Here is a 14061-nt window from a genome sequence, read left to right as displayed (position 1 = left end):
TGACCATGACGATTCACTCTACGCACCAAACACAGTCCCGCGTTGTCGAGGTGGGGAAATTTAAAAAGCAGCTTACGCTAACCGACCTGACGTTTATTGGGCTCGGGGCCATCTTCGGTTCCGGCTGGCTGTTTGCCGCAAGCCATGTCGCATCCATTGCCGGACCTGCGGGTATTGCCTCGTGGGTCATCGGCGGGATTGCCGTTCTGCTGTTGGGGATTGTCTATTGTGAACTGGGCGCTGCGCTGCCTCGCGCCGGGGGGATTATCCGTTATCCGGTCTTTTCCCACGGTGAATTGATGGGATACCTGCTTGGATTTATTACGCTGATTGCGTTCTCAAGCCTCATCTCCATTGAGATTGTTGCCGCGCGGCAGTATGCGGCAGCCTGGTTCCCTATGTTGACTCAACCTGGCTCGAGCGACCCAACGCTGCTGGGATGGGTGGTGCAGTTTTTGCTGCTGTGTTTATTCTTCGCGCTGAATTACTACAGTGTAAAAACGTTTGCCCGCTCCAATAACATCATCAGTATTCTGAAGTTTTTGGTACCGCTGGCGGTGGTTGTGACGCTCTTTACCTTTTTCAAACCGGAGAACTTGCACATTCAGGGCATTGCCCCTTTTGGCATGTCGGGCGTTGAGGCCGCGATTAGCGCCGGTGGGATCATCTTTGCCTACCTGGGGCTGACGCCAATTATTTCGGTGGCGAGTGAAGTAAAGAATCCGCAGCGTACCATTCCGGTGGCGCTGATTTTATCTGTGGTGCTGTCGACGATTATTTACGTGCTGCTGCAGGTGGCGTTTCTTGGCAGTATTCCGACCGATATGCTGGGTGGTGGCTGGGCGGAGATCAGCAAGCAATTCTCGCTGCCGTACCGAGATATCGCCATTACGCTCGGTATGGGCTGGCTGGCGTTTATGGTGGTGTGCGACGCGATTGTCTCCCCAAGTGGTACCGGCAATATCTACATGAACGCCACGCCGCGTGTGATTTATGGCTGGGCCAAAGCGGGCACCTTCTTTAAGGCGTTTACCCACATTGATAAAGAGTCTGGCATTCCGCGTCCGGCGCTGTGGCTGACCTTCGCATTGTCTATCTTCTGGACATTGCCGTTCCCGTCATGGGAACAGTTGATTAGCGTGGTGTCGGCGGCGTTGGTGCTGAGCTACGCCATTGCTCCGGTCACGGCGGCGGGGCTGCGTCGTAATGCGCCGGATTTGCCGCGCCCATTCCGCGTGCGTGCCTTCGGGATCATCGGCCCGGTGTCGTTTGTGATTTCGGCGCTGATTGTATTTTGGTCCGGCTGGGGCACGCTGTCATGGCTGCTGGGGCTGCAGATTGTGATGTTTGTCGTCTATGTGCTGTGCAAGTCAAAAGTGCCGGTGCACACCGTGAGTCTGGCACAACAGGTGAAATCGTCTCTGTGGCTTATCGCCTTCTACGCGCTGATTATGCTCTTCTCCTGGCTGGGCAGTTTTGGCGGCACAGGGGTTATTGGTCATCCGTGGGATACGGTCGTGGTGGCGGTGATGTCGCTGGGGATTTACTACTGGGGCGAGCGAACCTGTCTGCCGCAGGCTAACTTTACCGGTGATGAAGAAGAGTAAAGGAGTCGGTCATGGAGATGGTAAACCTCTCGTTAACAGAGGCTTATGCGCTGGCATATAAGGTGCTGCGCGGGAACGGATTCAGTGAAGCGCATGCCGCTGTGGTAGCGAAAAACGTTACCCACGGCGAGCGTGATGGTTGTGCCTCACATGGTCTGTGGCGGCTGCTGGGGATTGTGGCGACCCTACGTAAAGGGAAGGTGTCACCCGACGCCGAGCCGGTTATCACCGATACCGCGCCGGCCATTGTGAAGGTGGACGCCGGTGGGGCATTTTCCCTGCTGGCGTTCGAGCGCGCGCTTCCGCTGTTGATGGAAAAGGCGCGCCACAGTGGTATTGCAGCACTGGCGATTAACCGCTGCGTCCACTTTTCGGCGCTGTTTGCCGATGTTGAGCCGCTCACGGAGGCTGGGCTGGTGGCGCTGGCGACGACGCCCAGCCATGCGTGGGTTGCCCCTGCTGGCGGGACGCAGCCACTTTTTGGCACTAACCCGATAGCGTTTGGCTGGCCGCGTGAAGAAAAACCACCGTTTATCTTTGATATGGCGACCAGTGCAGCGGCACGGGGTGAGATCCAGCTCCATCAACGGGCAGGAAAAGCGGTGCCGGAAGGGTGGGGTATCGATGGTGACGGTCAGGCCACCACCGACGCGCAGGCGATCCTCGACGGTGCGATGCTGACGTTTGGCGGGCATAAAGGGTCAGCTCTGGCGGCGATGGTGGAACTGCTTGCCGGACCGCTCATCGGTGATATGACCAGTGCGGAATCACTGGCGTGGGATAACGGCGCTGGCGGGTTGCCCTATGGTGGTGAGCTGATCCTGGCCCTGGATCCGGTCCGCTTCCTGGGGGCGGACGCCCCGCGGCATCTGGCGCGTGCCGAGATGCTCTTTGCCGGGATGCAGCGGCAAGGGGCGCGTTTGCCGGGTGAGCGTCGCTACCATTCCCGTACGCGTACAATTCGAGACGGTGTGGAAATCGCCCATTCACTTTTCAAGGATATATCTGCGTTAGTGAAATAATTATCGCTATAACAGGCGGGATAATGTCCCTCCTGTTATAGGTTTTTTGTCACGTGTTTTTTTTCATACTGTGTTTTGCGCGGAATGTCTCCTTGCCAGGATCTATGCAGAGAGGGAAATTAATCTTACCCACGTAATGTGGACACGGGACTAAGTGAGTAAAATCACTATATGGTTTGCATTATTTATTTGTGAATGATTTTTGAAAAAAATACTATTTATTATGTTTTATAGTGTTGTTTTTTTTATAGCGCAATGGTGTTATTCCCACCACTTGGCTAAAACATTTAATGAAGTAAGTAACATGATTAAATCCTGACATTTTGGCTATGTCTGACACTGTCAGTTGTGTATCCTCAAGTAAAAAACAAGCGTGCTTAATTCTTCTAACTATTAAATATTCCTGTATTGTACCCCCGGTTTCATTCTTGAAAACTCTGGAAGTATAACCACTTGATAGTCCAATATAATCAGCGATCTCTCTTAGCTTTATATTATGTAAGAAATTTTTTTCTATATAATTCATTATCTTAGGCGATGTAAGGCCAGTGGCGCCAGCGTTCACAAATGTACCTGTGGGTAAAATATGGAGCAAATTCAAAACATATAAGCTAACCAGTTCATTTGTTCGTGAAGCATTGTTATATTTTGCGGATGATAATGTTATCAATTGGCTCATTAAACTCATATGTTCTGTTAAGTCATATATTGATACTTTTGATTCTTCAGAACAAAATAACATGTAAGTTTGATATGCACTTTCAAAAGGTTGGATAAAAGACTTCATAGACTCAGGATCAACATGAACTATGGTTCTTGCATAAATATTATTACCCATGCTATCAACCTTCACCTTATGCAACTTATTCTGCGGGAACACAAACAATCTTCCTGGTTTAAGTGTAAACCTTTGATTATCAACTATAACCAAACCATAACCTGATTCAATATAGAGAAATTCCATGCATTGATGCCAATGGTAGTAGTCAACACTTGTTCCTTTGACTCGCCTGAATTCAGTATGTAAATCATCGTAATCAATTAAATCAAGTTGTGGGCTACTAGTCATAGTGTGCTCGAGTCATAAAAGTATAATTTTAAGTAAAAAAAATAGAAATTAAAGCAAAGAAATGATTTTTTAAAGAAATGCCATTTCATTTTTATTGGAGTTGTGATTCATCTCACAGTAGGCATACCATCTACTCACTATTTTGACGCCATGAAATGACTGAAAAGCACAATTGTTAAGGGTTATTAAAATGGGTTTTTTATTAAAAAGAAATTATCACAATGAAAGTATAACCAATAAAGATGATATTCTTAGATGGTTTGAATCACTATTTAACTCAGCATGGAGTCTAAAAAGTGATACTAGTTCTGGTATCAATCTTGGAGACATCACTCCATTATATGGAAAAAAAACTGCGAATATGGAGTCATTTTGTCGCCTTTTGTGGGGGGTGTTCCCTACGATTTCAGGAAATAATAAGCATAATTTGAAAGTGTCTGAAATTTTTATATGTATTTCTGAAGGTACTGATCCAGAACATGTCAATTATTGGGGGGATCTATCTGACTTCGATCAGCGAAGCGTTGAAATGGCAGCCTTAGCTTGTGGGTTGGCTTTGGCTGATGAACATTTTAAAAAGCATTTAACTCAACGTCAGATAGATAATCTTATCAAATGGCTAAATAAAATCCGTGATGTTGAAATTCCAAAAAATAACTGGTCATTTTTCCCAATCATTGTTGAAATGGCATTGTGCTTGACGGGAAGGGAATACTCAAAGAAAACAATAGAACTGCATTTTGAAATACTAGATAGTTATTACCTTGGTGATGGCTGGTATAGCGATGGAATCTCTCGACCACGAGACTATTATAATGCTATGGCTTTGCATTATTATGGGCTATTTTATTCTAAAATGATGGTTCAGTACGACCCTGAACGTTGTCAAATTTTACGTGAAAGGGCCAGTGTATTTGCTAAAGACTTTATCCATATGTTTGGATCTGATGGCTCAGCAATCCCATTTGGCAGAAGTATGACCTACCGATTCGCACAAGTTGCATTCTGGAGTGCTGCTATATTTGCAGAAATTGATAGTATACCAATGAGCGTAATCAAAGGGTTATTCTTAAGAAATTTAAGATGGTGGAGAGAGCAGCAAATTCTTGATAGTCGTGGCATATTAACTGTAGGTTATAGTTACAGCAATTTGATTTTGGCAGAAGATTACAATGCACCAGGCTCATCTTATTGGTGTTGTAAAATATTTTTAATACTAGCGCTTCCTGATGAACATTTATTTTGGCATTGCTCTGAGGACCCTTTACCAACTCAGGTGGAGGGAGTTCATTGTATTTCTCACTCAGGTCAAATTGTACATCATGATCTAATTAATAATCACCACTATTTATTAAACGCGGGACAGTTCCCTGCTAAAAATTATAATAATAGCGAGAGTAAATATTGTAAATTCTCTTATTCATCACTGCTCGGGTTTAATTTGGAGAGAAGCCGTTATAGCTTGGAGCTTAACTCATGTGATTCTTCATTGCTTCTCTCAGAGGGAGATGGATATTATCGCGGACGTCGTACATCATTAAAGACAAAAATTAATCAGGATGGTGTTTATACTGAATGGTACCCGTGGCCTGATGTAAATATAAAAACATGGTTGATCCCATTAACGTCAGGGTATGCAAGAGTTCATATCATCAACACCAAACGCGCACTAGAATGTGTGGACGGTGGATTTCCTGTTCCAGTACCTGACTTTAGCCAATCTAGATTTAATGAAATTAATGGATGTGTTATTTGCCAAGAGGAAAATCTGTTCTCAAGTATTGTTGATATCAGTCCAGAACAGAATCGTAAAACTGAAATGGTTATATCTCCACCTGGGAGTAATATTATTTATCCATGCAGTAGTGGTGTGCCTGTACTGAGAAATAACATTTCCCCTGGAAAGCATGTACTTATGAGCATGGTAAATGCAGGGCTCGGTAGTTTAGATAGCAACAAAGAAAACCCAAATATTTTTATCGAGGAAAGTGTCATTTGTATAAAATCAACTGATAAAACTTATGTTTTTTCATTTTAATTGTCATTAATGGGGTTTATTATGATAATCAATAATCGTATTGATTATATTAAAATTAGTACGTTTATGTTTTTGTTTTTTGTAATTTGGACTATGAGCTTTAGCTTGTACGCTCTATGGCTTGGTCAACATGCAATATTAACAAGCGCCCAAATTGGAGCAGTCTTTGCTGTTAATGGGGCGTTTTCAGTAGTGCTAAAACCAGTCTATGGATATATAACAGATAAGCTTGGAATGAAAAAGCACTTGCTGTATTTTGTTGCCATTATGTCATCATTATTGATGCCATTTTTTACTTATGTCTATCATCCACTGCTTATCAGTAACTTCTATATCGGTATCGTAGTCGGGGCCTTGTATCTTAGCCTTGCATGGTATGCAGGTGTCGGTGTTTCAGAATCATACTGTGACCGATTTGGTCGTCTTAAGGGATTTGAATTTGGCCGTATTCGCATGTGGGGTTCGTGCGGGGCCGCCGTTACAGCTTCATTTGCAGGTATTTTGTTTAATATTTCACCTGTTATTAATTTCACAATAAGTAGCATTGTGTCTCTTATCATGCTTGGGGTATTAATTAGCATTAATATTCCTGAGTCTGATAATGTAGATAATTGTGTTGTTCCTAAGAAAAAAATAAGTTTTCCCGATGTTATTGATTTGGTGAAACAAGGGAATTTCTGGCGATTCTGCTTCTATGTTGCTGGTATCGTATGGGTTATGCATATAGCTGAGCAGCAGTTTCCACGATATTTTGTATCCTTTTTTGGGGGGAATAAAGAGGGGACATCCTATTATGGTTATCTAAGTACCGTCCAAGCTATTGTTGAATTTGTATCTATGCTGACTGTTCCTTGGGTAGTTAATAGAATTGGACCATATAAAACGTTGATTATAGCTGGTCTTTTGATTGGCGGTCGTCTTGTAATTTCAGGATTTGCTACAAGTCCTCTGATGATAGCGTTTATTAAACCTTTCTACGGTCTTGAGAATGCAATGCTTTTAATCGCTGTATTTAAATATATTGCTGATAATTTTGATAGGCGAGTTAACTCGACGATGTATTTAATTGGATATCAATGCTTTATATATGTAGGTACTATATTCTTCTCTGCTCCTATTGGAGCTCTGTATGATAAAATTGGTTTCAGCAAATCCTACTTTATTATGGGTGGAATAATTATGATCTTTAGTATTCTATCGTTATTTGTTTTGAATAATGGAAAGCAAGATAAAACTGATAGGCTTCAAACGGATAAAGCAGCAGCTGAAATGTAATATAATATTGGATATGTGATATGAATTCAGAACAATTAGTACTTGATAACAGCCATGACATCGATAATATCATTAGTATGTCATGTGAAAAAATCAAATTTCAGCTGGAAAAATTCCAAGGTGGTTATCCTGAAGCCTGTAGCATTCAAGGGGCCTACCCTGTAACAAAAAATACTGACTGGACCACAGGTTTTTGGAGTGGCATGACATCACTTGCCTGGAGACTAACAGGCGATGATGTTTTCTTAAAGCAACTTGAAGAGCAAGTTATAAGTTTTTCTGTTCGTCTTGATAATAAACATGATATTGAAACTCATGATTTAGGATTTCTTTATTCTTTGTCATGTGTAAATACTTGGAAAATAACTGGTAATCGGTTGGCATATGATACTGCACTGAGAGCTGCTCATCTTCTTTCTGAGCGCTACCTTCCTGTTGCAAATATTATTCAGGCCTGGGGTGACCTTAATGACCCTCTTCAACAAGGAAGAATGATCATTGATTGCTTAATGAATCTACCATTGCTTTATTGGGCCGGCAATGAAACAGGTGAAAAAAAGTATATTGATTACGCATACAATCATGCTATTCAAGCAATGAACTATTTATTAAGAGAGGATAATTCAACTTTTCATACATTTTATATGGATATCCATACGGGAGAACCTGTTAGGGGGTCAACACATCAGGGGTATTCTGATAGCTCATGCTGGGCAAGGGGACAGGCATGGGCAATATATGGATTTGCACTCAGTTATAGAGCAACAGGCAACCCTAAATTCCTTGAATCATCCAAACGTGCTGCTAATTATTTTATTGAACATCTTCCAGAAGACAACATATGCTATTGGGATTTGTCTTTAACAGAGAGTGATACTCATAAAGATAGCTCAGCTGCGGTTATTGCTGCCTGTGGATTGCTAGAATTGGCAAACCACATCCCCAATTCAGATTTAGGCAGAAAATACTACATAGAAGAAGCGTTCAAGATAGTAAATGAGTTGTTTGTTAATTATTTTGATGGAGAGCTTAACTCAAGTGGGTATCTGAAACATTCTGTTTATAACATGAATAAAAAACGTGGGATTGATGAGTATTGCACATGGGGTGACTATTTTTTCATTGAGTTGCTTTCAAGACTGAAATCTTTCCATATTAATTATTGGTAATTTTAATTATTAAACCCCGATACTTTAACGGTATCGGGGCATGCGAGCCTACAATGTTCAAAAACATTATCTTCATTCCTTTAATTATTTTTTCAATTGGTTCTGCATATGCTGGTGGCGGATATTTAGAGATCCGTGAGGCATGGAATAGTGCCTCCGAAGAGCATCAGTTAAAGTTAGGTGTTGGCTATAACTTCGATAATGGAGCGGGAGCGCTCTACCAGTCCGCATTTAATACTGGAAAAAATTGGAATCAATTAAAGCATAGTTTTGATGAGATTGAAGGTTGGTACCCTATATGGAATATTAATGAGTCTACGACTTTTTTTATTGGTGGGCTTGTCAATACAACAAAAGAAGGTTCTACTACATCTCCCTATTTTCACATTGCTTATAAAGCGAACAAAGATTTGGTGTTGGTTACCAAGTATAAATATAATCATATGAATTATGAGACATTAAACTTATATGGAGAAATGGATTATAATGACAGTCACCAATTAATCTTAGTTGCAAATTATAAAATTACTGATACTCTTGCATATGAGTTTGAACCAAACTTGTATATTAACACTGCCGACTATAATAGGAAAAACAAAAAAGACCATAGCTGGGAATTGAATCATAAGTTTACATGGAAAATGACTCAGCAATGGAGACCTTTTATTCAGGTATCATGGCTTGATCGGGATACTAAAAACCATGCTGAACAAATTCGTATCAGGTTAGGTATTCGATACTATTTTTAATAGATGTCATACCTACATTATATTAATTATTTTATTGTTTGTTTTAATTACGAACCGGTCATTCTTATATTGGACTGGCCACACGACTGTGGACATTTACTGTCCTAACGACAAGGCCTGTTCAAAGGACTCCTGACTGACGCCGCTGAGATGAGTGTGGCGCCGGGTCCGGCTGTAGACGACTTCAATGTAATCGAAGAAATCAGCCCGGGCGAGAGCCCGGGTTGGTAATCCCCCCGAAAAACCGGTGTGTTCATAAATAGAAATCTCTCGTAATCTGAACCGGGGAGATCTCTATGAAAAAATCACGTTTTACTGACAGCCAGATCATGTCCATTCTGAAGTAAGCCGAGGCCGGAACACCGGTGGCTGAACTGTGTCGTGAACATGGCATGAGCAACGCCGGTTTCTATAAGTGGCGTTCGCGTTTTGGCGGGATGGATGCCTCCATGATGACTCGTCTGAAAGAGCTGGAAGACGAAAACCGCCGCCTCAAAAAATGTATGCTGAAGAGCGCCTCTAAGCCGAAATCATTCAGGAAGCCATGGCAAAAGTGGTGAAGCCATCGCGTCGAAAGCAGATGGCGCAGGATGCGGTCAGGAGCCGGAATGTCAGCATAAGTTTTGCCTGCCAGTTGTTTGTTGTCAGCGAAAGTTGCTATCGCTATCAGCCTCAGCTGAATGAGGAAAATGAGGTCATTGCCGACTGGCTACTGCGCATTACGGGCAGTCAGCGCAACTGGAGATTTGGCCTGTGCTTTTTGTACCTGCGCAACGTAAAAGGCTTCCGCTTCAACCACAAAAGGGTGTACCGGATTTACTGCGAACTATCGCTGAACATGCGAATAAAGCCGAAAATAAGACTGAAACGGGATAAACCTGAACCGCTGAGGGTGCCAGAAAGCCGCAACGAATGCTGGTCGATGGACTTCATGCATGATCAGCTATCAGATGGTCGCTCTATCCGTTTACTGAATGTCATCGATGACTTTAATCGTGAAGCACTGGCTATTGAAGTGGATTTTTCCCTGCCAGCAAGTCGTGTAGTGAGGACTCTCTAACAACTCATTGAATGGAAAGGTAAACCGGCAGCAATACGATGCGATAACGGGCCAGAATATACCGGAAAAGTACTGATGTAATGGGCCGCTCAGCTGAATATAACGCTTCGTTTTATTCAGCCCGGCAAACCTCAACAGAATGCCTATATTGAGCGATATAACCGGACGGTGCGTTATGACTGGCTGGGCCAGCACCTGTTTAACTCACTGGACGAATTGCAGGGCTATGCCATGCAGTGGCAATGGTTTTATAATCACGAACGTCCGAATATGGCACTGAATGGCTTCACGCCGATGCAGTATATTCAACGCAAGACCTGATTCTACTTATCACCTCCGTTAAAAATGGGGGATTACCACATAACTGCTAAGAATTTTCTTTATTATCGGAATGGTAAGCTTATTCATATTACACTGTCTCAGTATTTTTATTTATATTACTGTTATGAATGTCTTCCTTGCCAGATATTACACTTAATTACTATATTACTGTCGTCTGTTATCTTACTACCAGCGACATGAATTTTATTTTATCTGAAAATAGAACTTTTATGGTAGTCATCCTTATTCTTCGTGATTTCTCAGGAGTACGATAAGCAAGCTAATCATTGAGGGAAGAAGGGGTACTGATGGACACAGTAAAGGAACTCAACGGAACATACTTTTATGCCGGTCGCTCTAACCTTACCGCGTCTGAATTGTTTTTCATGATTTTCTGCGAAACCACAGCAGATCACTTTGGGGTTGATGTGTTAGCAATGGTTGCACTTTACAGCGGCGTTAACAATCAGAAAACGAGAGCCAAGCCTAAAGGGGCAAAGGAAGGTACGTCACGGATTTCTAAAGCAATGCGGAGGTATTTTAAAACTGCCAAATTTCCTTTTGGCATAAAATTACCAACCTGGGTTGGCGGCTATACTCCCTGGACGGCAAAACGACGAATGGTTACGAAAATAAGTACATTCGTAGGTCGGACGATTCCCCTAATAGGGGCGGTGATTTTATTCGCTGATGTTTCGATAATCACTTACTGCTCAATACGCGATTACAATCGTATAGCGCGGGGTAATGATAAGTTATGGTAGATGATATTGAGCAACGTGTTTTTGCACTGGTAAGACGCTACAACGGTGTTTATTTATTCAATAATGAAAAGAAGCAAAGCTTGCTAACGATGGACAGTGATTTTGACACTGACATGCAGTTTGATGTTAGTGAAGCAGAAGAGCTAATGGATGAGTTCTTTGAAGAATTTCAGGTCGCCAGAGGGAATTTTAAGATTGAAACTTACTATCCTGTTGAGCCTTTCTCATGGAATCCCTTCAAGAAGTTACGACCTGTTCCTGTGCCTGACTTCACTATCGGGATGTTGATTGCATCGGCAAGAGCTGGGAAATGGTTATACAGTTAATAATGGCTGTATCAGTTTACTAAAAGTTATTAGGTTTATCTCGTTGTTTATTAAAGAGGGATTGCCTCATTTGTCCACGGGATGTACGCTTTCATCACCGGCACATTCTTTATGTGCTGGTGAGATATTCAATGGCAGTCAAATAATTACTCTGTGATTCCAGACATCTTTATAAATGATATTCCCATCGCAGTGCTTCCAGGTAATAGCTTCATATCTTAGCTGAATAGTTTCATTGTGGGTTCCTGTTCCCGAGCCGGGGAATAAATTTGGTGTGATGCCAGTCACTTTTACATTTTCTAAAATGATATTAAAGTATTCACTTTCAATACCAATCTCAAGAATTTGATACATTTTTATTGCGGCTGACTTTAATGTCTGGCCTTCGCTCAACGCTTTATACAAAAGAGGAGTTGTTTTATCAAACTCCTTCTGTATTGTAATCGGCGCGTGCACACGAGTTCCTGTCAGTCTGCCAGTATTACCATCTACAGGGACAGAAAGGTGATGAGTGACTGCTTTCAGTTCAATAGTACCAATGCGTCCAGCAACTTGTGAACTTCCCATTATAGGGGAGCCATTTACATCGGTTAACCACAGATAGGCTGGGTTTGACATGATTAGTCCTTATCTATATTTATATGAGAAGGGAAATAAAGCATGATGATAATCCAAATGAACGTTCCAATGATTTTTATGGGCCAGGGGTCAAGAAAAGAGAAACAGGCGAAGACTCCTGTGACTAGCAATGGCCCAGATAATAGCTTAAGTACTCCATCCAACAGGCGTATCTTTATTGGTAAGAACCTATTGACTATAAAGGCGATGATATAAGAGCTTCCAACGATGATAATAATGGCAATAATTTTATCCTGCCATGAATTGAACTCCAGAATAGAAATTAAACATAAGCTGGAAATATAACCACAAAATAATAAATTTATTATTGGAGTGATAAGTTTTTTCATTTTACCAGTCCTTATCCTTACTGTTTAAGTGCTCTCCCACTAAATCAATTATTTTTATAAAAACAGGCTTGCCTTCTGTATATCCAGCATGTATGGCATCAACAAAAGGTTGTACTGCATCAATGAAAAGAAAATAAAGAAGATCGTAGTCATGAGGTCTTAATAATTCGTATATCTCGGGTGCATCTGTACTGAGGTCATCCGATGTCCTGATAGAACGTTCGGTCATGCCTCCCAATAAAAGAAAGGTGCTTAACAGTGTTATCGGATTACCTTTACCCTTAAAGACAACATAAGTGAAAGATGTTTTTTCGATAACGGCTTTAGCAATGTTTGAGGCGATTGTATTTGCAATAACCCTTCCTGCTATAGATGTAATAACGACTCTGTATATTTTATCTTGTGCCTTTTCGGATAAGAAGTTGTTAAAAAACTGAAAAATGCGAGAAACAGCATTGACGATATTCTCATAATTGAGAATGTCGTTTTTTATGGCTGTCATGATGCGAATACGTTCTGTTTCTCGTTTAAATCTGCTGTCTGTGTCAAAAATACCGTAAACCATATACCCATAATCTAGAGGAACAGATAAGCCACCATTAATAAGTCCTGTGACTGTATCAGGTGAAATGATAATGTTATAGATCCTTCGTGCAATACCTTCTATATCAGCCATAGCAATCCTTTAATAAATTAAGATGGCTTAAAATGAGAGTGTGTAAATAGCAGAAATCGGTGGTAAAATATTTGACCTAAGTAACACTTTCTCAAGTGGTATATATGAGTATTGATATGGGTTATTAATTAGAAATGTTGATTCTTAAATTAAATGTTCTGGTGGTGATATACAAATATCACATAAAAATTCGTCACCAATAAAGGCGCCTGCAGGCGCCCCAAGGACAATCATACTTTCACCCCTTCGACGCTTTCCCCGCAATTACCGCGATAAACTCCAGCACCTGCTTTTGTTTGCGTGCCGACAGCTTTTCCACTTTGCGCAGCGACGTCATCAGCGCTGACTCTTCGGGTTGGGGCGTTTGGGCGGTGAGCACGATGCAGCCTTCCATAACCCGTACTTTTACGTCGGTGCCGGTGTCGAATCCGGCGGCTTTTAACCACATCCCCTTCATCACGATGGACGGAAAGCGAACGTACTTCACCGGAATACGGCTGTAATCGGGATAACGACTCGCATATCCCACCTTCAAATGGCGGTTATCGGCGGCGTGGACTTCTGGATCAAACGAAACTGCAATACAATGCGTATCAGTCATGGTGGCTATTCTCCGATAATAGTTACTGCGATTAGCGATGCGAGGGTGTTGGTAGCACCTTCGTGTCGCGCTAATAAAACCCCTGTAAATTACGCCAGTAGAATGGGGGAAGTCCAGATGTAAATATAATGAAATAAGCGCGATTAGCGTGCTATTCGGAATAAACAGAACATCTCCCTGCACCAACAAAACCAGTATTATTCAGCGTATAAATTCATTCTCATTCCATCCGCCAAAGACCGATTATTTCCAGAAAATATCATGGCCCTGAGTCTGGCTGAAAATGCGATCTAAATCACTGAAGCAAATAGCAAACTCTGAAACTACACCGGTTTGTACACTTTGGTTTACACTTTTAGTGATATGAATCACAAATATAACCCCGTGAAGTGATCCGACTCTCACAAAATGGCGTG

Annotated in this window: 13 protein-coding genes and 2 pseudogenes; 9 read left to right on the top strand and 6 right to left on the bottom strand. The window is 42.0% G+C overall.

The features are described 5' to 3' along the window. Positions 1 to 5: 5 nt before the first annotated feature. Together M2374_RS11430 and M2374_RS11425 are read left to right on the top strand one after the other, a co-directional pair. A complete protein-coding gene (locus M2374_RS11430; RefSeq protein WP_146717589.1) occupies positions 6 to 1607 on the top strand; it encodes an APC family permease in 1602 nt (533 codons plus the stop codon). A gap of 11 nt (positions 1608 to 1618) precedes the next feature. Next, positions 1619 to 2629: an Ldh family oxidoreductase gene (locus M2374_RS11425; RefSeq protein ID WP_135912637.1), complete on the top strand. Its 1011-nt coding sequence runs from the start codon at positions 1619 to 1621 to the stop codon at positions 2627 to 2629. A 214-nt stretch (positions 2630 to 2843) separates the two neighbouring features. Here the strand turns inward: M2374_RS11425 and M2374_RS11420 are convergent, their stop codons facing one another. After that, positions 2844 to 3698: an AraC family transcriptional regulator gene (locus M2374_RS11420; RefSeq protein WP_259154861.1), complete on the bottom strand. Its 855-nt coding sequence runs from the start codon at positions 3696 to 3698 to the stop codon at positions 2844 to 2846. Positions 3699 to 3888: 190 nt separating this feature from the next. On the opposite strand from M2374_RS11420, the gene M2374_RS11415 reads away from it, so the two are divergent. Genes M2374_RS11415 through M2374_RS11400 form a run of 4 tightly spaced genes read left to right on the top strand, consistent with a single transcriptional unit; the run spans position 3889 to position 8929 of the window. Continuing rightward, on the top strand, positions 3889 to 5736 hold the full coding sequence (locus M2374_RS11415) for a DUF2264 domain-containing protein (RefSeq protein WP_181688502.1): 1848 nt from the start codon (positions 3889 to 3891) through the stop codon (positions 5734 to 5736). A gap of 21 nt (positions 5737 to 5757) precedes the next feature. Beyond that, the gene (locus tag M2374_RS11410) at positions 5758 to 7011 is read left to right on the top strand and encodes an oligosaccharide MFS transporter (protein ID WP_249418291.1); all 1254 of its coding nucleotides are present in this window, start codon (positions 5758 to 5760) and stop codon (positions 7009 to 7011) included. Positions 7012 to 7031: 20 nt separating this feature from the next. Further along, positions 7032 to 8180: a glycoside hydrolase family 88 protein gene (locus M2374_RS11405; protein WP_153880225.1), complete on the top strand. Its 1149-nt coding sequence runs from the start codon at positions 7032 to 7034 to the stop codon at positions 8178 to 8180. Between the two features lie 53 nt (positions 8181 to 8233). Further along, on the top strand, positions 8234 to 8929 hold the full coding sequence (locus tag M2374_RS11400) for an oligogalacturonate-specific porin KdgM family protein (RefSeq protein ID WP_153880224.1): 696 nt from the start codon (positions 8234 to 8236) through the stop codon (positions 8927 to 8929). Between the two features lie 96 nt (positions 8930 to 9025). Here M2374_RS11400 and M2374_RS11395 read toward each other — a convergent pair. Further along, a pseudogene (locus M2374_RS11395) lies at positions 9026 to 9154 on the bottom strand (IS3 family transposase); the annotation flags it as partial. A 71-nt stretch (positions 9155 to 9225) separates the two neighbouring features. Here M2374_RS11395 and M2374_RS11390 point away from each other — a divergent pair. The 3 genes and pseudogenes from M2374_RS11390 (at position 9226) to M2374_RS11380 (ending at position 11400) form a co-directional block, all read left to right on the top strand. Further along, positions 9226 to 10310: pseudogene (locus M2374_RS11390) on the top strand (IS3 family transposase). A 308-nt stretch (positions 10311 to 10618) separates the two neighbouring features. Continuing rightward, a complete protein-coding gene (locus M2374_RS11385) occupies positions 10619 to 11074 on the top strand; it encodes an STM2901 family protein (protein WP_137362061.1) in 456 nt (151 codons plus the stop codon). Continuing rightward, a complete protein-coding gene (locus tag M2374_RS11380) occupies positions 11068 to 11400 on the top strand; it encodes a DUF1493 family protein (protein ID WP_137362062.1) in 333 nt (110 codons plus the stop codon). The genes M2374_RS11385 and M2374_RS11380 overlap by 7 nt, the downstream gene beginning before the upstream one ends. A gap of 138 nt (positions 11401 to 11538) precedes the next feature. Here M2374_RS11380 and M2374_RS11375 read toward each other — a convergent pair whose 3' ends face one another. From M2374_RS11375 to symE, 4 genes are all read right to left on the bottom strand, one after another. Further along, the gene (locus tag M2374_RS11375; RefSeq protein WP_181688500.1) at positions 11539 to 12018 is read right to left on the bottom strand and encodes a type VI secretion system tube protein TssD; all 480 of its coding nucleotides are present in this window, start codon (positions 12016 to 12018) and stop codon (positions 11539 to 11541) included. 2 nt (positions 12019 to 12020) lie between these two features. Continuing rightward, complete coding sequence (locus tag M2374_RS11370) at positions 12021 to 12368, bottom strand: hypothetical protein (protein ID WP_181688499.1); 348 nt, start codon at positions 12366 to 12368, stop codon at positions 12021 to 12023. A 1-nt stretch (position 12369) separates the two neighbouring features. Beyond that, positions 12370 to 13044, bottom strand: a complete 675-nt coding sequence (locus tag M2374_RS11365; RefSeq protein WP_137362065.1) for a hypothetical protein — start codon at positions 13042 to 13044, stop codon at positions 12370 to 12372. Between the two features lie 238 nt (positions 13045 to 13282). Next, positions 13283 to 13645: an endoribonuclease SymE gene (gene symE, locus M2374_RS11360; protein ID WP_096758453.1), complete on the bottom strand. Its 363-nt coding sequence runs from the start codon at positions 13643 to 13645 to the stop codon at positions 13283 to 13285. Positions 13646 to 14061: the final 416 nt, after the last annotated feature.

It is taken from the genome of Citrobacter sp. JUb117 (assembly GCF_024809055.1).
Taxonomy (GTDB): Bacteria; Pseudomonadota; Gammaproteobacteria; order Enterobacterales; family Enterobacteriaceae; genus Citrobacter; species Citrobacter gillenii.
The sequence above is the reverse complement of the archived record's forward strand: the minus strand, read 5'-3'. Positions and strand labels throughout refer to the sequence as shown.

Coding starts and splice junctions, on each gene's coding strand:
- M2374_RS11430 (WP_146717589.1), top strand. CDS start 6: ATGACGATTCACTCTACGCACCAAACACAGTCCCGCGTTGTCGAGGTG.
- M2374_RS11425 (WP_135912637.1), top strand. CDS start 1,619: ATGGAGATGGTAAACCTCTCGTTAACAGAGGCTTATGCGCTGGCATAT.
- M2374_RS11420 (WP_259154861.1), bottom strand. CDS start 3,698: ATGACTAGTAGCCCACAACTTGATTTAATTGATTACGATGATTTACAT.
- M2374_RS11415 (WP_181688502.1), top strand. CDS start 3,889: ATGGGTTTTTTATTAAAAAGAAATTATCACAATGAAAGTATAACCAAT.
- M2374_RS11410 (WP_249418291.1), top strand. CDS start 5,758: ATGATAATCAATAATCGTATTGATTATATTAAAATTAGTACGTTTATG.
- M2374_RS11405 (WP_153880225.1), top strand. CDS start 7,032: ATGAATTCAGAACAATTAGTACTTGATAACAGCCATGACATCGATAAT.
- M2374_RS11400 (WP_153880224.1), top strand. CDS start 8,234: ATGTTCAAAAACATTATCTTCATTCCTTTAATTATTTTTTCAATTGGT.
- M2374_RS11385 (WP_137362061.1), top strand. CDS start 10,619: ATGGACACAGTAAAGGAACTCAACGGAACATACTTTTATGCCGGTCGC.
- M2374_RS11380 (WP_137362062.1), top strand. CDS start 11,068: ATGGTAGATGATATTGAGCAACGTGTTTTTGCACTGGTAAGACGCTAC.
- M2374_RS11375 (WP_181688500.1), bottom strand. CDS start 12,018: ATGTCAAACCCAGCCTATCTGTGGTTAACCGATGTAAATGGCTCCCCT.
- M2374_RS11370 (WP_181688499.1), bottom strand. CDS start 12,368: ATGAAAAAACTTATCACTCCAATAATAAATTTATTATTTTGTGGTTAT.
- M2374_RS11365 (WP_137362065.1), bottom strand. CDS start 13,044: ATGGCTGATATAGAAGGTATTGCACGAAGGATCTATAACATTATCATT.
- symE (WP_096758453.1), bottom strand. CDS start 13,645: ATGACTGATACGCATTGTATTGCAGTTTCGTTTGATCCAGAAGTCCAC.